Origin of the sequence: Planktotalea sp. (assembly GCF_050633725.1) — a bacterium.
Classification (GTDB): domain Bacteria; phylum Pseudomonadota; class Alphaproteobacteria; order Rhodobacterales; family Rhodobacteraceae; genus Planktotalea.
Genome location: NZ_JBOEHB010000008.1, coordinates 1 through 18,691, shown reverse-complemented (window position 1 = coordinate 18,691; position 18,691 = coordinate 1). Strand labels below are relative to the sequence as shown.

Annotated in this window: 19 protein-coding genes; 2 read left to right on the top strand and 17 right to left on the bottom strand. The window is 53.6% G+C overall.

The window, feature by feature from the left end:
• Nucleotides 1–27 precede the first annotated feature (27 nt).
• The gene (locus ACRBCU_RS08575; RefSeq protein WP_431364966.1) at nt 28–1,560 is read left to right on the top strand and encodes an ATP-dependent DNA helicase; all 1,533 of its coding nucleotides are present in this window, start codon (nt 28–30) and stop codon (nt 1,558–1,560) included.
• Here ACRBCU_RS08575 and ACRBCU_RS08570 read toward each other — a convergent pair.
• From ACRBCU_RS08570 to trpS, 15 genes are all read right to left on the bottom strand, one after another.
• Complete coding sequence (locus tag ACRBCU_RS08570; protein ID WP_431364965.1) at nt 1,557–2,315, bottom strand: TIGR02186 family protein; 759 nt, start codon at nt 2,313–2,315, stop codon at nt 1,557–1,559. The two genes, ACRBCU_RS08575 and ACRBCU_RS08570, sit on opposite strands and share 4 nt — an antisense overlap.
• Nucleotides 2,316–3,233, bottom strand: coding sequence for a sulfite exporter TauE/SafE family protein (locus ACRBCU_RS08565; protein WP_431364964.1), 918 nt, complete (start codon nt 3,231–3,233; stop codon nt 2,316–2,318). It abuts the gene before it with no gap.
• Between the two features lie 97 nt (nt 3,234–3,330).
• Nucleotides 3,331–4,296, bottom strand: coding sequence for an ABC transporter permease (locus ACRBCU_RS08560; protein WP_431364963.1), 966 nt, complete (start codon nt 4,294–4,296; stop codon nt 3,331–3,333).
• Nucleotides 4,296–5,390: an ABC transporter permease gene (locus ACRBCU_RS08555; protein WP_431364962.1), complete on the bottom strand. Its 1,095-nt coding sequence runs from the start codon at nt 5,388–5,390 to the stop codon at nt 4,296–4,298. Before ACRBCU_RS08555 ends, ACRBCU_RS08560 begins: the two co-directional genes overlap by 1 nt.
• Nucleotides 5,390–6,925 (bottom strand): ABC transporter ATP-binding protein, encoded by a 1,536-nt coding sequence (locus tag ACRBCU_RS08550; RefSeq protein ID WP_431364961.1) that lies wholly within the window; start codon nt 6,923–6,925, stop codon nt 5,390–5,392. The genes ACRBCU_RS08555 and ACRBCU_RS08550 overlap by 1 nt, the downstream gene beginning before the upstream one ends.
• Nucleotides 6,922–7,284 (bottom strand): nuclear transport factor 2 family protein, encoded by a 363-nt coding sequence (locus ACRBCU_RS08545; protein WP_431364960.1) that lies wholly within the window; start codon nt 7,282–7,284, stop codon nt 6,922–6,924. The genes ACRBCU_RS08550 and ACRBCU_RS08545 overlap by 4 nt, the downstream gene beginning before the upstream one ends.
• A gap of 91 nt (nt 7,285–7,375) precedes the next feature.
• Nucleotides 7,376–8,380, bottom strand: a complete 1,005-nt coding sequence (locus tag ACRBCU_RS08540) for a BMP family lipoprotein (RefSeq protein WP_431364959.1) — start codon at nt 8,378–8,380, stop codon at nt 7,376–7,378.
• 203 nt (nt 8,381–8,583) lie between these two features.
• Complete coding sequence (locus ACRBCU_RS08535) at nt 8,584–8,988, bottom strand: GNAT family N-acetyltransferase (RefSeq protein WP_431364958.1); 405 nt, start codon at nt 8,986–8,988, stop codon at nt 8,584–8,586.
• Nucleotides 8,985–9,563 (bottom strand): tRNA (adenosine(37)-N6)-threonylcarbamoyltransferase complex dimerization subunit type 1 TsaB, encoded by a 579-nt coding sequence (gene tsaB, locus ACRBCU_RS08530; RefSeq protein ID WP_431364957.1) that lies wholly within the window; start codon nt 9,561–9,563, stop codon nt 8,985–8,987. Before tsaB ends, ACRBCU_RS08535 begins: the two co-directional genes overlap by 4 nt.
• Nucleotides 9,560–9,988, bottom strand: a complete 429-nt coding sequence (locus ACRBCU_RS08525) for a GFA family protein (protein ID WP_431364956.1) — start codon at nt 9,986–9,988, stop codon at nt 9,560–9,562. Before ACRBCU_RS08525 ends, tsaB begins: the two co-directional genes overlap by 4 nt.
• Nucleotides 9,989–10,555 carry a NifU family protein gene (locus tag ACRBCU_RS08520; RefSeq protein WP_431364955.1) on the bottom strand — a complete coding sequence of 189 codons (567 nt, stop codon included), beginning with the start codon at nt 10,553–10,555 and terminating at the stop codon, nt 9,989–9,991.
• Nucleotides 10,556–10,629: 74 nt separating this feature from the next.
• Nucleotides 10,630–11,019 (bottom strand): VOC family protein, encoded by a 390-nt coding sequence (locus tag ACRBCU_RS08515; protein WP_431364954.1) that lies wholly within the window; start codon nt 11,017–11,019, stop codon nt 10,630–10,632.
• Nucleotides 11,020–11,022: 3 nt separating this feature from the next.
• Nucleotides 11,023–11,478, bottom strand: a complete 456-nt coding sequence (locus ACRBCU_RS08510) for a universal stress protein (protein ID WP_431364953.1) — start codon at nt 11,476–11,478, stop codon at nt 11,023–11,025.
• Nucleotides 11,479–11,635: 157 nt separating this feature from the next.
• Complete coding sequence (locus tag ACRBCU_RS08505) at nt 11,636–13,519, bottom strand: PhoX family protein (RefSeq protein WP_431364952.1); 1,884 nt, start codon at nt 13,517–13,519, stop codon at nt 11,636–11,638.
• Between the two features lie 120 nt (nt 13,520–13,639).
• Entirely contained in the window at nt 13,640–14,659 is a 1,020-nt protein-coding gene (gene trpS, locus ACRBCU_RS08500; RefSeq protein WP_431364951.1) for a tryptophan--tRNA ligase, read from the bottom strand.
• A gap of 81 nt (nt 14,660–14,740) precedes the next feature.
• Here trpS and ACRBCU_RS08495 point away from each other — a divergent pair, with 81 nt between their 5' ends.
• On the top strand, nt 14,741–15,442 hold the full coding sequence (locus ACRBCU_RS08495; RefSeq protein ID WP_431364950.1) for a rhomboid family intramembrane serine protease: 702 nt from the start codon (nt 14,741–14,743) through the stop codon (nt 15,440–15,442).
• A gap of 47 nt (nt 15,443–15,489) precedes the next feature.
• Here ACRBCU_RS08495 and murJ read toward each other — a convergent pair whose 3' ends face one another.
• Nucleotides 15,490–17,034: a murein biosynthesis integral membrane protein MurJ gene (murJ, locus tag ACRBCU_RS08490; protein ID WP_431364949.1), complete on the bottom strand. Its 1,545-nt coding sequence runs from the start codon at nt 17,032–17,034 to the stop codon at nt 15,490–15,492.
• A partial coding sequence (gene glnD, locus ACRBCU_RS08485) for a [protein-PII] uridylyltransferase (RefSeq protein ID WP_431364948.1) occupies nt 17,031–18,691 on the bottom strand: 1,661 nt, incomplete at its 5' end. The genes glnD and murJ, both read right to left, overlap by 4 nt.

Here is an 18,691-nt window from a genome sequence, read left to right as displayed (position 1 = left end):
TTTCGAGGCGCGGATACTCTGCGCCTCATGTCACTTCCTTCCGTTACCCTTTCCGACGATCAAGCCGCTGCATTTGATGCGGTGACTGAAATGCTACGTCAAGCGGGTATCGATTTGGACGATGCATTGCTTATGCCTCCACGCAGTAGCGAGGAGAGCGTAATGGCGCTCATCGGAAAAGCCGGTTCGGGCAAAACGCTTCTTTTGGCCGAGCTTTATAAAGCTCTAGAAGCTGCTGGCGTTGGCATCGTTTCGGGTGACTATGAAAGCAAGAAAAACAAAGACAAACGCACGCTGGCGATCCTTGCCCCTACGAACAAAGCGGCCTTCGTTTTGCGTATGCGCGGCGTGCCAGCGACAACGATCCATCGCATTCTATACACACCTGTTTACGACCCTGAATATGAGAAAGTCGCTGAGTGGCTTGCCGGAAATGGCGAGAGGCCCACGATCGAAGGCTTAACTGATGAGGCGCTTGATCGGGCCTATGAGTTCTTTCAACTCAACAAATCCATACCCGGTGCCTTGGCAACGGCTGGCCTGCGCGGCTCTGATTTCATAACGGGGTGGAAGCGCCGCGAAGATCCGCTTGATATTGGATTTGTTGATGAAAGCTCGATGCTGGACGATAAGCAATTCAATGATCTAAAAGAGATTTTTCCAACGCTTGTTTTGTTTGGCGATCCTGCGCAACTTGCGCCGGTCAATCAATCTGGCGCGATGGTTTTCGACAAACTCACTGGTCCGCGAAAGCTAGAACTAAGCCGCATTCACCGCCAAGATGCGGACAATCCGATCCTTGATTTGGCGCATGCTTTGGCCGATCCACAGCTTGATTTTCAGTCCTTCGAGAAAATGATCGAGGACGTTGCACGCAAGGATGACCGCGTGGTTTGGGGGCAACGAGTAGAAGTTGACTTGATGGCGCGCTCGCCCGTTTTGGTCTGGCGCAATGCAACGCGCATTCGGTTAATCAACGCGTTTCGAAATGTGCATGGCGCACCTGAGGACGCGCTTTTAGAAGGCGAGCCATTGATCTGCGATGGTATTGAGCTGCCGTTAAAACACCGCAAAAAGCGTCTGGACCTCGAAGCGCGCGGCCTCATCAAAGGCGCACAGGTAATCTACCTCGGACATGGCCGAAAACCGGGATTTTCGCGACTCCACGTGATGGGGGCGGAAGATCCACAAGTGTCAGCAGCTTCGATCGTCAAGATTGAAAAGCCAGATGAAGAAGAACCCTTCATTCCTTTTGCGGCGCGCATGGGCGCAACATTTCTTCATGGAGCGGCCGTGACGATCCACAAAGCACAGGGAAGCCAATGGGACACGGTGCAAGTCTTTGCACCTGATCTCTACGTGGCCGCGCGTATGGGGCGTGTCGAGGCGGGGCAACCTCTATGGAAGCGTTTGGCTTATGTCGCAATAACCCGAGCGCAAGAGCGGCTCATTTGGGTGACGCGCAATCGCTTGTCACGGCCTAGCGGAGAGTTGCGGGTCGATGATCTACGTGCAGCGCCAGCGCCGACATTAACTTTGCAGAGCGAAGAAATTCTCTAGTTGCGTCTCAGTGCGGAAAAGACCGCAGAGGCACCCCAGCCCGCAAAGATTGCGATGGCCAAAGACATGAGCCCGTACCAAAGCGGGCGTTCGTGTGCGAGCGAATAGAGCCAACGTTCTAGCCCGACTTTTCGAACGTCGATCGTTGTTTCATATTGCGAGACAACTTTCCCACCGCGCGTGAGGAATATGCGAGCAGCGTAATCGCCTTCGGTCAAATTGGCAGGCATCGCAATGGATGTTTTAAAAAGCGTATCTTCCGTCAATTCGACGCTGTTTTCGCGCAGTTGAAACAGATCGCTGGCCTGGCGGATACGAATGACAGCGTCGGTAAAGCTTTGCGAATCTGTGACCGTCATCGGTGCGCCAACAGAACGGATTGCTCTGGGAATAGTGATCTTGTAGCGCAAATCTTCCGTTGCCGTCAGCACGTCCTCCATCGGCGCGCTTGTAGCAACCGCGTAAAAGCTCGGCGCGGCATCGACCTCAACCGCCTCGGTGTTGATCCAGATGCCGTACCGCTTTTCTTTGCGGCGCACAGTGATCGGCTCGCTTGGTCCTTGGATTGCGACAATAACCTGCAACGGATCACCCGTTGGAATTGATGTTTCGCGCTTTACGGCACCAAAGATCAAAATCTCTGAACCATCAAAATTGGTCGTGATGGAAACTTTGTTGTGCGACAGCCCGAGAACAACTTCTTCCGCAAACGCCATGTTTGTCATGGCAATCAAAAGGGCGAAAATGCGTAGCACTCAATGCCCTCCTGCTGCGCCGAGAGAGAAGACCTCTGACGGCATCAAGAGCAAGTCCAGCGCAAGTTTGCCGCAGACGACGAGAACCATAATCGCAAGCAGAATGCGCAGTTGTTCAGCTTTAAGCTTGGTTCCGATCCGCGTGCCGATCTGCGCACCGATTACGCCTCCAACCAACAGCAAAACTGCAAGAACGATATCAACCGTAAAGTTCGTCGTGGCGTGTAATAGCGTCGTGAATGCGGTGACAAAAATGATCTGAAATAGAGACGTTCCAACAACCACTTTTGTTGGCATGCCGAGCAGATAGATCATCGCGGGAACCATAATAAACCCGCCGCCAACACCCATGATTGCAGCGAGAATACCAACCGCAACGCCCACCACGAGAGGTGGGATTACCGAGATATAAAGACCAGATGTGCGAAACCGCATCTTGAACGGCAGGGCGTGAATCCAACCGCGCTGTTTGCGAACTGGAACTCCGCCTGACCGCTTGGATTTACGAATAGCGTTCAGGCTTTCCATAAACATCAACGCACCGATGACGCCTAAGAAAACAACGTAGCAAAGCTTGACCAGTAAATCGACTTGGCCCGCGCTTTTGAGGTAGTTGAACACCAATACCCCCAACGCTGCGCCGACCAAACCGCCTATGAGCAGGACGGTTCCCATCTTGAAATCGACGGATTTGCGTTTGACATGGGCTAATACGCCAGAAAAGGACGACGCAACGATCTGGTTTGCTTCCGTCGCAACGGCGACAGCGGGCGGAATGCCGATGAAGAACAACAGCGGCGTCATCAAGAAACCACCGCCGACGCCAAACATGCCTGACAAGATGCCCACAATCCCGCCTAATCCTAACAAAAGGAACGCGTTGACCGATACTTCGGCGATTGGCAGATAGATTTGCATCGCCTTTCCTAGACCTCAATTGCCTGAAAGCGCAAGGCGTTGCGCCTAAGATTGCTGAACTGGTTTTGGAAATCTGCTCAAACTGGCTATATTGGCTCTATCTTTCTTTGACATAGGGCTCGCCGCCTGCGCGCGGAGGAATAGCTTTTCCAACAAACCCTGCGAGGATTACGACGGTCAAAATGTATGGAAGGGCATCCATGACCTGAACAGGAACAACGAAGGCACCGAGATCAATATTTTGATAACGTAGCGCAATGGCTTGGAGCAGGCCGAACAACAAGCACGCATAGAGCGCATGCCAAGGACGCCACTTCGCAAAAATGAGTGCCGCAAGCGCAATAAAGCCACGCCCCGCCGTCATTTCTTTTACGAAACCCGCCTGCAATCCTGTCGCGAGGTATGCACCTGCGATACCGCACAGCACACCGCAGATCGCGACAGCGGCAAACCGCAAACCGACAACAGAAACACCTGCTGTATCAACCGCAGCAGGGTTTTCGCCCACGGCGCGGAGTCGCAAGCCAAAACGGGTCCGATAGAGAAGCCACCATGTCGCGGGAACCGTGGCCATTGCTAAATACACAAGGAACGAATGCCCAGAGATTAGTTCTGAGTAGATTGGGCCTAACACAGGTACGCCGCTCAGAGCCTCTGCAAAAGGAAGTTCAATAGGATTAAACCGAGCGTCTCCAGTCAAGGAGGGCGTGCGTCCACCTTGTGCAAACCAGCTCTGGGCAATGAGTACAGTCATTCCCGCCGCGAGAAAGTTGATCGCAACACCCGAGATAAGCTGGTTTCCGCGAAACGTTATCGACGCAAGGCCATGAATCCCTGACAAGACCAGCGATGCGGCGATGCCAGCAAGCAAACCAAGCCAAACCGACCCTGTAAGTGCAGCAATCGCAGCAGAAAAGAAGGCTGCGGCAAGCATCTTGCCTTCAAGACCAATATCGAAAATGCCTGCGCGTTCAGAGTAGAGCCCGGCGAGGCATGCGAGCAGGAGAGGCGTCGCCAGACGCACAGTGCTGTCTAAAACTTGGATGATTGAGAGAAAGTCCATTATGCGTCTCCCTTACGGAATGCGAGGAAGAGCTTTTCAAGTGGCATACGAACCATGTTATCGAGCGCGCCAGTGAACAGGATGACTAGCGCCTGAATGACCACAATCAATTCACGTGGGATTTTGGTCCAGAGTGCCAGCTCTGCGCCGCCTTGATAAAGAAAGCCGAACAAGATCGCCGCAAGGAAAACCCCCAATGGATGCGAACGCCCCATCAGCGCAACGGCAATCCCGATAAAACCAGCACCCTCTGTAGGGTTCATAATCAATCGCTCGCTTTCGCCCATGACGTTGTTGATCGCCATCATGCCTGCAAGCCCGCCAGAAATAAGCATCGCAACGATGGTGATCTTTATGGGGCTGATCCCTGCGTATTTCGCACCAGACTCTGAATGACCAAATGCGCGAATTTCATATCCCAAACGTGTGCGCCAAATCAGGACGTAGACAGCCACACAGGCGATCATTGCGACGATCAAAGAAATATTTGCAGGCGCCGCTTTCGAAAACGAAATGCCAAATGGCGCAAGAATATCGTGCAGTGTTGGCAAATGCGTCGTCTCTGGGAACTTGGCTGATGCGGGGTCCATCGCGCCTTTCGGCCGCATGACATTGACCAGCAAGTAGTTCAGCAAGGCTGAGGCGATGAAATTGAACATGATCGTCGTGATGACGATGTGGCTGCCGCGTTTTGCTTGCAAATACGCAGGCAAGAACGCCCATGCAGCACCAAATGCCGCCGATGAAATCGTTGCCGCGAACAGCGCAATCGTCCAATGGGGCCAAGGCATGTAAAGGCAAACGACAGCTACGCCAAGCCCGCCAAGCATCGCCTGACCCTCGCCGCCAATGTTGAACATACGCGCATGAAACGCGACGGCGACAGCGAGCCCTGTGAACATAAAGTTCGTCGCGTAATAGAGCGTATAGCCCCAGCCATAGGTGCTGCCCAAAGCGCCCGTAACCATGAGCTTGACCGCAGCGATAGGGTCTTCACCTATCCCGACAATCACCAAAGCAGACAGTATTGCTGCAAGTAGTAAAGAAATGAGTGGGACGAGGATTGCATCGGCCCATGCTGGCATCTTTTCCATTATGCGGCGTCCTCTTCGACTATCCCGGCCATCATCAGACCAAGTTCCTTTTCATCTGTCTTCGCAGGATCGCGAAAGCCCATGATCTGACCGTCAAACATCACTGCTATCCGATCTGAAAGCGCAAAAATCTCATCAAGCTCGACTGAAACGAGCAAGATCGCTTTACCTTGATCGCGCAGCGCGACGATTTGTTGATGGATGAATTCAATCGCACCGATGTCCACGCCACGGGTCGGTTGACCGATGAGCAACAAATCCGGATTGCGTTCAATTTCTCGGGCCAGAACAACCTTTTGCTGGTTGCCGCCAGAAAAATTCTTGGCGCTGAGATTGGGATTAGGAGGGCGCACATCAAAGCGCATCATTTTGCCTGCCGTGTCTTCGCGAATGGCCGCGTTGTTCATCAAAAAACCGGACTTATAGGCGGGATCACGATGATAGCCAAAGGCCGTGTTCTCCCACGCCATGTAGTCCATGATCAGACCTTCGCGCTGACGATCTTCTGGCACATGCGCGATGCCACGCGCCCGGCGGGATTGCCCGTCAGAGAACTTACCGGACACATCAATTTCCTGACCGTTCATGCGAATAACGCCGCTGCCAGAGGTGATGCCTCCTAAGACTTCTAAAAGTTCGGATTGCCCGTTCCCTGCAACGCCTGCAATGCCCAAGATTTCACCAGCTTTTACATCCAGTGAAATGCCCTTCACACGCTCAACGCCTTTGCTGTCAATCACGCGTAGATTTTCGATGTCGAGAACAGTTTCACCTGGTTTTGCCGGCACCTTGTCGACTTGAAGCAGGACTTTGCGACCCACCATCAACTCGGCCAAGCCTGCTGGCGAGGTTTCTGATGTTTTGACGGTTGCGGTCATTTCCCCGCGACGCATAACGCTGACCGTATCAGTGGTATCCATTATTTCGCGCAGTTTGTGCGTGATCAGGATGATCGTCTTACCCTCTTCGCGTAAACGATTGAGAATGCGAAACAATTGGTCCGCTTCGGCTGGGGTTAGCACACCAGTCGGCTCATCAAGGATCAAAATATCCGCTTGGCGATAGAGCGCCTTTAGGATTTCGACGCGCTGCTGATGCCCAACGCTCAAATTTTCGACGATTGCGTCTGGATCTACGTCCAATCCGTATTCGGCGGCAAGCTCTGTCAGTGAGCGCCGCGCTTTGGCAAGTGAAGGGCGCAGCATCGCACCATCTTCTGCGCCGAGGATGATATTCTCCAGAACGCTGAAATTCTCAACCAGCTTGAAATGCTGAAATACCATTCCGATACCCGCAGCAATCGCCGCTTGGCTGTCGGGTATAAGAGTCTTTTTGCCACCGATGAAAATTTCACCTTTGTCGGCTTTATAAAAACCATAAAGGATGGACATCAGCGTCGATTTTCCAGCGCCATTTTCCCCGATGATCCCATGGATCGTACCGGGCATAACACGAATGGAAATGTCTTTGTTGGCTTGTACGGGGCCAAAAGCTTTTGAAATGCCTTTCAGCTCAATCGCGGGAGCGGCGTTCATTCCGGTGCTCCAGTCCCAACAAAGCCGATCATGCGGGTGATCAATTCACCGTCCATATCAACGAAATATTGGCCATGTTGGACCATTTCGTTTCCGTCTGGGCCGATACCACCAAAAGCGACGGTTGCGCGCACGCTTCCTTCTATCACGTCCGTTTTTATGACCTTCGCGCTCCAACCGGGGGCATTCGCGCTGAACATGTTAACGTATTCTGTGATTGCATCCGGGCCCTGTAGCAGCGTTTGCGATCGCGGATCGGCATAGCCGCCATTCTTGGCATAGACCGAGGCAATCGCTTGGGCGCGTTCGTTGTCGCTGTTCATTCCCCATGCGTTAAAAAAGGTCTCGATGCTGCTCATGAATTCAGTCCCCGTTGATGGTGTTAGGCAACAAGGCCGCGCCACGGAAGTGTAGCGCGGCCTTGTTTTTGGTCTCGAATTTCAGATCGACTTAAAAGTCGAGCGCTGGGCAGCTGTCGTTTGCGTAATAAGCAACGACTTCCAGTTCACCGCTGATGATCTTTGCTTTTGCTGCATCAACTGCCGCTTGCATCTCAGCTGTTACAAGTGGGGCGTTGTTGTCATCTAGCGCATAACCAACACCTTCTTCTGCAAGGCCGAGTGTGGTTGCACCGCCAGTTTCCATTTCTGCGCCTGCTTTCATGGAATCGTATACCGCAACATCAACGCGCTTGAGCATGGATGTCAGAACTTTGCCTGGGTGCAGGTGGTTCTGGTTGCTGTCTACGCCGATGGACAAGATGCCTTCATCCGCCGCTGTTTGCAGAACGCCAACGCCTGTGCCGCCTGCCGCTGCATAAACAACATCCGCGCCTTGGCTGATTTGTGCTTTAGTCAGCTCGGAACCTTTGACCGGGTCATTCCACGCTGTTGGCGTTGTGCCTGTCATGTTGGCAATAACCGTTGCGTCCGGGTTCACCGCTTTCACACCCTGCGCGAAGCCACAGCCGAAGTGGCGGATCAGCGGGATGTCCATGCCGCCGATGAAGCCGACTGTGCCAGACTTGGATGCCATCGCAGCCATCATACCAACAAGGTAGGACCCTTGGTGCTCTTGAAAGCCGATAAGCTGCACGTTTGCTGGAATTTCTGGCATCCAACCATCAATGTTGACGAATTTTGTGTCAGGGTAGTCGCCTGCAACCGCTTCAACTGGCGTCGCAAAGGCAAAACCTGTTGTGATGATCGGGTTTGCGCCCGCTTCTGCGAAGCGACGTAGCGCTTGCTCGCGCTGTGCTTCTGATTGCAATTCGATTTCGAGGAACTTTCCGCCCGTTTCGTCTGCCCAACGTTTTGCGCCAGTAAATGCCGCTTCGTTGAAAGACTTGTCGAACTTGCCGCCAAGATCAAAGATCAAGGCAGGGTCAGCTGCGACAGCGCTAGCCGTCAACGCCAATGCCGCTGCACCACCAAGAATTTTTTTCATTACAGACATGTGTCTCTCCCAATTTGGTTCGGTTTGTCGGCGCGCTGCATGCAATTTGCAAAACGAGCCCCGCGCGTGTGCCTGCGCGTTCATGAACGGATTAGGACGCAGGGACGGTGCGGGGTCAACCGATTCTTCGAGAATCAAGAGGTTAGAACTTGTGCTAAGGCAGTGACTTAACGTCAGTGCGCCTAACGAGTAAGCGATTGGGGTCAAAGATCTTTTGACATCAAGATCGCATCTTCGCGGTCACCATCTGCGCATTTATAGTAATTCGGACGGCGTCCGACCTCTTGCCAACCGGAGGTTTCATAAAGGCCTTGCGCTGGCAGATTGCTCTCAGCGACCTCAAGGAAACCGCGCGTGCAGCCCTTTGCTTTGGCTTGGACTTCGAAGGCTTTCAGAACGCGCGCGGCTAAACCGCGCCGTTGAAATGCTGGGTCGGTCGCAATCTGTAGTAATTCGACGTCGTCCAGCGCAAAAAGGCCAATCGCAAATGCATGCGCGTCAAATTCCAAAATGGTGTTGGATTGGGCGAGTTGGCTTTGGAAACTATCTAAACTCCACGGTCTGTCGCTCGCACGGGCATGGAGTTTGGCAAGTTGTTCGGCGGTCATGGAATGATCCGCGGCGGCGCATCACGAGCAGGAGCCGCGTCGGCTGATTTGATGTAAAGCGGTGCGGGGCGTTGCAAATTGTCCAGATCACGGTGCGCAGCAATTCTCGCCACTTCGATCGCGGAGTTAAAACCAGTTGTCTCAAAGATCAGTGATTGTTCCAATTCTTCGGCAGCTTCCCTGCTCAACAATTCAGGCGGCATGTTGGGGCGTTGCACATAGACGTTGTCTTGGGGGGCCAGCACACAAGGGATGCCTGTCTGAGCGGTGGAGTTTTGAAGACTCTCAAATCGGTTCACACCTATCGCTGGAATCTTTAGACCTAGCGCTAATCCGCGCGCAGCACTGACGCCGATCCGAATGCCGGTGAAATTGCCAGGTCCAACGCCGACGCCAACTCTATCCAAATCGGCCCAAGTGAGCGCGCTCTCCAGCAGCACTTCTTCCAATAGGCCCATTAATCGTTCCGCTTGCCCGCGTTTCATTTCTTCTAATTGCGAAGAAACGATTTCGCCGTCACGGTACAGCGCTGCGGCGCAATGCGTTGCGCTGGTGTCAAAGCCAAGAACGATCATGATGAATTACTATTAAGTTCGGCCCGCGCGGTTCCAACTGAGCGGGGTAGATCATCCGAAATATGCAGCCATGCGAGTGATTTTTCTGCGTGACAATGCAAGCGAGCAGGCAAGGCGTCTGCTTGATCAAGCAAGCCAAGCGGAATGTAGATTTGATCTGGCAGGTAATCGAACCTTGCGGCGAGAGGGGAGCCGCATTTCGGACAATTCCAGCGATCCACGCCTGAATTGATCGAAATCGCTGCGCTCAGAGCAGGCGTGAATGTCAAAGCGCCTTCTTCAAACGCCGCAAAAGCGGGGGCAGGGCTACCTGTCCATCTTTTGCAATCACCACAATGACAAAAGGCCACCGTTTCGGGTGACCGATTGCTTTTGAACGTAGCTTGACCGCAATAACAGCGTCCTGAGAACAAAGCTTCTGCCATTTAGACTGCGACGGGGCGAACTTCGGTCACTTCAGGAATGTAGTGGCGTAGCAAATTTTCGATTCCCATTTTCAACGTCAATGTAGACGATGGGCAACCTGCACATGCGCCCTGCATATGCAGATACACAACGCCGCGATCAAAGCCGTGGAACGTGATGTCGCCGCCGTCTTGCGCAACAGCGGGGCGCACGCGGCTATCGAGCAGCTCTTTGATCTGACCGACAATTTCACCGTCTTCGCCTGTGTGTTCTGCATGACCAGAGTTAGGCTGCGTACCATCGCCAGCCATGACAGCGGCGCCCGACTGAAAGTGCTCCATGATCGCGCCAAGCAAAGCAGGCTTGATGTGATCCCACTCAACTGGGTCTTCTTTTGTAACAGTGACAAAGTCGTTTCCGAAGAAAACGCCAGTTACGCCTTTGACATCAAATATTCGCGCAGCGAGTGGAGAGACATCTGCGCCGACTGCGTTTGGGAAATCTGCTGTTCCAACTTCGAGCACAGTTTGACCCGGCAGGAATTTCAACGTGGCTGGGTTTGGGGTGGATTCAGTTTGAATGAACATCTGTGCTTCTCCGGCTGGGTGCGCTTGATATGTGGGGCAGGCGGGGCATTGTCAATATTTAGAAGAATTCTAAACTAGTGGCTGAGCTGGAGCAAGTCCCAGCGGTTCCCAAACGGATCGCGGAAAACTGCGACAGTCCCATAAGGTTCGTAGCGCGGGTTCTCTTCAAATTCGACGCCGTGGCTTTGCATGCGCGCATAGTCTGTTTCGAAATCATCCGTATGCAGGAAGAACCCAACGCGTCCACCTGTTTGATTGCCGATTGCGCTCTCTTGCTCTGGGCCATCTGCTTTGGCCAGCAAAATGCGTGTCTGTGCCCCTTTTGGGCTGACCAAAACCCAGCGCTTGGTCTCGCTGAGCTTTGTATCCTCGACCAGATCGAATCCGAGATTTTCAACATAGAACGCGATTGCTGCGTCATAGTCAGGCACGACAAGTGCAAAGGCTGAAATATGTTGGCTCATCGTTTAGGTGATCGCCTCAAGTCGTTCTTTGCTCAACTCACCGGGTACAATTGTGATTGGAATATCTAGCGTGCCAGAATTGCGGGTAAGCTGGGTCACCAAAGGACCGGGGCCCTTTTTGTCGGAACTTGCACCGAGAACCAAAACACCAACTTCGCCGTCTTCTTTACACTGCGCAAGGATTTGCTCGACTGGGTCGCCTTCGCGGATCACCAGTTCCGGATCAACGCCTTGCTTGTCTCGCATCCATTTGGCGAAAACTTCGAAATGCGCGTGGATACGTTCGCGCGCCTCTTCTCGCATAATGTCGCCAACGCCAATCCAGTGATTGAATTCATCGGGCGGAATGACGGACAGAATCTCGACGCCGCCCCCCGTATGCGCCGCGCGCATTGCCGCAAATCGCATCGCGTTCAAGCATTCGCGGCTATCATCCAGAACAACCAAAAATTTCCGCATCACTTCGCTCCTTGCAAGCCAAGGCTGATCATGGCGCATGCTCGCCAGCGGCGCAACGGATTTTGAAACTCTTTCAGGTCAGGGCGTATGTATTGATCCAAATAGAAAAAGGGCCAGAGAAACCTCCAGCCCTGTTTTATGTCTTTTTCGTTAAGGACTAGCCGATAACAGCGCCGTCTGTGCGCGAAATTGCGAAAACACCCGAGCGTGGCAGTGTTTCGCCGCCATGTGGGAAATGGCTGCCTGATTTCTCGCCCGGATGCTGAATGCCAACAAACATGGTGCGCCGATCTGGGGACCAGCACATGCCTGTGACTTCGCATTCCTTTGGGCCCACCATAAAGCGGCGAATTTCGCCCGTCACAGTATCGCCAACCAGCATCTGGTTGTTGCCCATGCCCGCAAAATCACCCTCGTTGGAGTATTTGCCATCGGTTTGGATCCAAAGCAGTCCGTTGTCGTCGAACATCAGGCCGTCGGGTGAATTGAACATATTGCCCGCGTTGATGTTTTCAGAGCCTGCATAGGCATCGGAGTGCACATCAGGATTGCCCGCAAGCGCATAGAGATCCCAGATGAAGCCCTTGGCCGTGTGATCCGCAGCATCAGGCACCCAGCGCGCGATCTGACCGTAGTTGTTGCCAACGCGCGGGTTAACCGCATTCGCAGAGGTATCATCGCCGCCTGCGTTTGGTTTCTTGCCACGGTTCTTGTTGTTCGTCAGGGCAACATAGGCCTCGACCTTCGCAGGGTTCGCCGCGACCCATTCAGGGCGATCCATTGTCGTCGCGCCAACTTTAGAGGCAGCCATACGCGTGTGGATGCAGATTTCGGCCTCTGTCATACCTGTTGTTTCAGGTGTCAACTCGAGCCATTCGCCGGTCATGTCGTCGTTGAACTTCGCCACAGACAAAACACCGTCATCGAGCAGGCCCTCGGTGCTGCCTGTTGCCGTGTAGATGCCGTTGGACACAAAGCGGTAGAGGAACTCGCCGCGTTCATCATCGCCCATGTAAACAACGACTTTGCCATTCGCTGCGATCACGACTTCGGCGTTCTCATGCTTGAAACGACCAAGCGCGGTGCGCTTTTTGGGCGTGGAAGTCGGATCGAACGGATCAATCTCGACGACATAGCCTGCGCGGTTCGGCTCGTTCGGGTTTTTGGAGACGTCGAAACGTTCGTCAACCTGCGCCCAGCCATAGCCCCAATCCTTGGAGGATACGCCATAGCGTTTCAGTTCGGCGCTGACTTCATGCGATTCATCTTCGGCAGAGAAATACCCGTTGAAGTTCTCTTCACACGCCAAATACGTGCCCCAAGGGGTTTCGCCATTGCCGCAGTTGTTCCAAGTGCCGAGCGTTTTGGTACCCGTTGGATCAGCCGCAGTTTTCAGCAGATCATGACCGGCAGCAGGGCCTGTGAGGTCCATTTCAGTGCGCGGCGTGATGCGGCGGTTCAGGTCGCTGTCTTGCATGATTTGCCAGTCGCCATCGACAGGCGTGACTTGGAACACGGACACACCATGCGCCATCATGCCTTTTTCGATGTCGTCGCTCGTTTCAGGTTTCGCATCCGCGCGGTTGCCCCAGAGCAATTTGCGGTTCGTGTATTCGTTGTTCACAACCATCAGCGTTTTGCCGTGCATATTGAACACGGACATACCGTCGTTGTTGTCACCAAAGGCGCGCGCCTGACTTGCGGCTGTGCCGCGTGTCGCTTCGTCAAAGGCAGGCACGTCGGACCAAAGTGGATCACCCCACAGCGCGACGGGCTTCCATTCAAACCCTTCGGGAACAGTGATTGTATCAAGCGTGTTCGCCGCAACCTGATCGAAGCCAAAACGATCCGCGCTCGCGCTTGCTGGCGTGCTGAGGGCGGTCGTGCCCAGAACAAACGTGCCAACCCCAAAGCTCATCACGCCGCCAAGAAAGCCACGGCGGCTTAGCGCGGTTTCGACAACTGCGTCGAACTCGGTTGTTTCCGGGGCTGGGTTGATTGTCTCATCATAATCGTCAAAGGAAATTTCGTCGTGCGCCATCTGGCTCTCCATCGGTTAGCTTGCGATGTGGCCCAAATATAGTCGCGCGGACTCTCTTTTGTGACAATGATGCAAATGTTTTGTGACAGGACGCAAAAGGCGCGCCCTGTCACGCGTAGCTTATGAGCGGATCATACCGACGATGTCGTATGTCTTCTCTAGGATCGGATTGGCGATCTTGCGTGCGCGGGCAGAGCCGTCTCCAAGAATGCGATCAATCTCGGCAGGATCATTCATCAAACGCGCCATTTCGGTGCTGATGGGTGAGAGTTTCTCAACCGCCAGATCAACAAGCATGGGCTTGAACTCCGAAAATTGCTTGCCGCCCACATCCGCAAGAACCGCATCCACGGTTTGATCATTGAGCGCTGCGAAGATGTTCACTAGATTGCGCGCCTCTGGGCGGCCTTCAAGACCATCCACTTCGGAGGGAAGCGCATCCGGGTCTGTCTTCGCTTTGCGAATTTTCTTCGCAATCGCTTCGGCGTCATCCGTCATGTTGATGCGGGAGGCATCAGATGGATCGGACTTTGACATCTTCTTGGAGCCATCACGCAGGCTCATCACGCGCGTCGCAGCGCCCTCAATCACCGGTTCGGTCATCGGGAAGAAATCCACGCCGAAATCGTGATTGAACTTGGCCGCAACATCGCGGGTCAGCTCTAGGTGCTGTTTCTGGTCTTCGCCCACAGGAACATGCGTGGAGTGATAGATCAAAATGTCAGCCGCCATAAGCGCAGGATAGCCGAACAGACCGAGCGAGGCGTTTTCTGCATTCTTGCCTGCCTTGTCTTTGAACTGCGTCATGCGTTTCATCCAGCCCATGCGGGCGACGCAATTGAAAATCCAGCCAAGCTCAGCGTGGGCGCTGACTTGGGACTGGTTGAACAGAATGGACTTTGCGGGATCAAGACCAGCGGCGATGTAACCCGCTGCAAGCTCGCGCGTGTTATGACGCAGATCGCTCGGGTCTTGCCAGACGGTGATGGCGTGTAGATCGACCATGCAGTAGAGCGTTTCGATGCCGCTTTCTTGCATATCGACAAAGCGCTTGATCGCGCCAAGATAGTTGCCAAGGGTCAGGCCGCCCGAAGGCTGAATGCCTGAAAAGACACGGGGTGTGTGGACCACCTCTGTCATGGTAAATCTCCATCTGGAATTATAGGTCTTGCTGCACTACCCATGGGGGGGAGCATCGTCAAGCAAAGCAGGCCGCGCATTATGTCCGAAGATCCGTATCAATCCCCTGAAACAATAAGTCCTGTTAATCCTCTGCCGCCCGTTGTCGTGGCGCTTTTCCTAATGATAATCGGGGTCGAAGCGACGCTTTCGCTCGCGGGGCGGGGTATTATTGGCGGACCAGGTGGCATCGGGTGGCGCTTAGAAGCGATCCAAAGCTATGCGTTTTCTGGTCTGGTGTTTGATTGGATGTGGGATAATGGGTTGTGGCCTGTTGAGCATTTGATCCGTTTTGTCAGCTACCTCTTTGTGCATGGCAGCTTCACCCACGCGCTATTTGTCTGTGTGATGCTCTTGGCGCTGGGCAAAATGGTCGGCGAAGTTTTTTCGGGATTGGCAACGCTAAGCGTTTTTGTTGTGTCCGGCGCTGTTGGCGCACTTGTCTATGCGGTATTGCTGGATGACCAAGCGCCGCTGGTGGGCGGGTTTCCCGGTGTCTACGGCTTGATCGGCGCGTTTACCTACCTGCTTTGGCTAAAGCTCGGCGAGCTGGGTGCACAGCAAGTTCAGGCGTTTACCTTGATCGGGTTTTTGATGGGAATTCAGCTCGTCTTTGGTCTGATTTTTGGCGTGCAAAACGATTGGGTCGCGGATGTGGCAGGCTTTGCAACCGGGTTCCTGATGTCGTTTATCGTCAGCCCCGGAGGGTTTTCGCGACTTCGCGAGAAAATGCATCGGGACTAGTGGGCGTGCAGACCGGCAAATTGGCGACGGTTCCGCTTAAGAGGCTGTTAGCGATTTCTACGCATTGCGCTTTTTAGCTCAGACAGGCGGATCGCACCGATAACTTGTGCGATTGCAAAGTAGGAAACTATGCCAAGCGTCACGAGAAGTGCGAGAGCCAAATAGCGCCAGCCTGCCATTCCAAGGAACGTCGACATAGAAGCGCTTGCGCTCCAAAGGATGCCGCCCATGCCCGCGGAGGCAACACAGATACGCCAAATTCGGCGTCTGAGCTGGGTGTCAAAACGGGCAACATCCCCCATCGGGCGGGTTCCGATCCCTAACAAAAGCACCATGATCCAACCTGCGAGCGTTGTCGCAATAGCGGGTGCGATCCAGCCTATGATTGGGGCGAGGCCGAAAGCAATGAGCGCGTTAACGATCATTGCAATCACAGCATATCTAAACGGGGACTTTGTGTCTTCGCGTGCATAAAAAAGCGGTTGCAGGGTTTTCTGCAAAACGAAAGCAGGAAGGCCAAGTCCATAGATCGCAACAGCAACAGCGATAGCCGCGCTGTCGTCGGTTGTCATCGCCCCGCGCTCGAAGAGAACTGTGACCAGTGGCAATGGTATAACCATAAGTGCGACTGAAGCTGGGATTGTCAGGCCGAGAGAAATTTCTGTCGCGCGGGAGAACGCGGCGCGTGCGCCTGTGTCATCGCCTGATTGCAAACGTCGCGAAAGATCGGGCAGCAAGACGATCCCGACTGCGATGCCAACGACGCCAAGAGGGAGTTGGTACAAGCGATCGGCAGCAAAGAGCCAACCGACAGCACGATCAAAATGGCTTGCGACTTGCTGGCCGACGAGCAAATTGATCTGCATGACGCCGCCCGCCAGCGCAGCAGGCACTGCAACTTTCACCAAATGCTTCATATCGGGGGTAAAGCGAGGACGTTGCAAGCGCAGCGTAATGCCAGCGCTTCGCGCGGCAACCCAAACCAAAACCAACTGGGCAAGTCCTGCGAGCGGGATCATCCAAACCAGTGCAAGCGCGATGTCACGGCCAGTATACGCCGCATAAAGGATGGCGCTGATCAATAGTGCGTTAAGCAAAACAGGGGCTGCAGCTGCGGCAGCAAAGCGACCTGCCGCGTTCAGAACGCCCGAAGCAAGTGCTGCGAGCGAAATAAACAAAATGTAAGGGAACGCGATGCGGGAATAATGCACAGACAGATCAAAGGTTTCGGTGCCTACAAAGCCGCTTGCGATCGCGTAAATGAACCACGGCATTGCTGCTTGGGCGATCAAAGTGAAAACAATCAGAACACTGGCAAGCCCGGAAAAGGCTTCGTTGGCAAAGGCATTAGGCTGATCGTCAGCTTCTAACCGTTTCGAAAACATCGGCACAAAGGCGAGATTGAACGCGCCTTCTGCAAAGAAACGTCGGAACATGTTGGGCAGGCGAAAGGCCACCACAAAGGCTTGGTACGCGGGCCCTGTTCCCAAATAGGACAGGATCAAGGCGTCGCGGATAAAGCCAAGGACGCGGCTTAGTAGGGTCCAGACACCTACAGTAAAGATGCCTGAAATCATTCGCCCAGCGCTCATGCGTTTTTCGCCCGTTCTGCGCCTAGCGTAATTGCTTCGCGCAATTTCTTTTCAAGCGTGCGCTGTTTTGCTTCTGAATGGAATTTAAGCCCAAACATGTCTTTTACATAAAACGTATCAACTACTTGCTCGCCATAGGTGGCGATAACTGCAGAGGAAATGTAAACATGCATGCTTGCAAGGCATCGGGTTAGATCATTGAGCAAACCCGGTCTGTCACGGGTGTCCACTTCGATAATCGTATAGATTTCCGAACCCTCGTTATCGAAGGTAATATGCGTTGGAACGTTGAACGCTCTTTCGCGCTTTTTAAGCTTGTCGCGGCCTTTGATTGCTTCGGCAGTGACAACTTCCCCGCTCAGGGTTTTTTCAATCATCTGTTTCAGACGAGGAATGCGCGAGGCCTCATAAGGGCCGTCATCGCCATCTTGTATCCAAAAGGCCGCCGTCGCGTATCCATCGTTCGAGGTAAACGTTCGTGCATCGACAACATTCGCGCCAACGAGGGCTAATGCGCCTGCGAGACGGGAAAAGATGCCTGGATGATCGGCCAAAGCAAAGCAAACGCGGGTGGCGTCGCGATCTTCATCGGGATGAATATCCAAGCCAATCTTGTCTTCTTCGATATCTCGCAACAGATTGGCGAAAATCACATGCGCGGTCACATGGAAACCCTGCCAATAGGGCGCGTAATGTCTTGATGTCTCGGCTTTGAGTTCCTTTTTCGACCACTCCGGAAGCGCTTCACGCAAGGCGCGCTTTGCATCTGTGCCGCGCTGTTCGCGGTTCAAGTCTTCTAGTCCGTTCTCCAGCGCATGTCGGGTTTGACGGTAAAGCGCGCGGATAAGGACCGCTTTCCAATTGTTCCACGTGTTAGGACCAACGCCTCGGATGTCACAGACGGTCAGGACTGTGAGCAAGTCCAAACGTTTGACGTTTTGAACAGCTTTGGCAAAATCGCGTACAGTACGCGGATCAGCAATGTCGCGTTTTTGTGCCATATCAGACATAAGCAAATGATAGCGCACGAGCCATTCTACGGTTTCGCTTTCGGCCTTGCTCAGACCGAGGCGTGGGGCAACTTTTCGCGCAATCTTTGCACCCAAGATCGAATGATCTTCGGGGCGACCCTTGCCGATATCATGCAACAACATCGCAACGTAGAGCACTTTGCGGTTGATGCCATGCGTCAGAATTTCAGTAGAGACCGGCAATTCGTCTTCCAGATCGCCGCGTTCAATCTCGCCAAGGTTTCGGATGCATTGAATCGTGTGCTCGTCCACTGTGTAGTGATGATACATATTGAATTGCATCATCGCCACGATCGGCTCAAACTCGGGCAGGAACGCTGCAAGAACGCCAAGTTCGTTCATTCGGCGCAGCGCGCGTTCGGGATTGCCATGCTTTAGCATCAAGTCGAGGAAAATGCGTCGCGCTTCTGGGGTGTTGCGCATTGTATCGTCGATCAGATCGAGATTGGCTTTCACCAAGAGCATCGCATCGGGATGAATGAGCATGCCAGTACGCAGGCCCTCTTCAAACAATCGCAAAATATTCAGCGGATCATTAAGAAACTCGTCTGGGTTGGATAGGGCCAGACGCCCATGAATGACAGCGTAACCCTTTTTCATGCGCGGTTTGCGGCGGAAAATCCGCT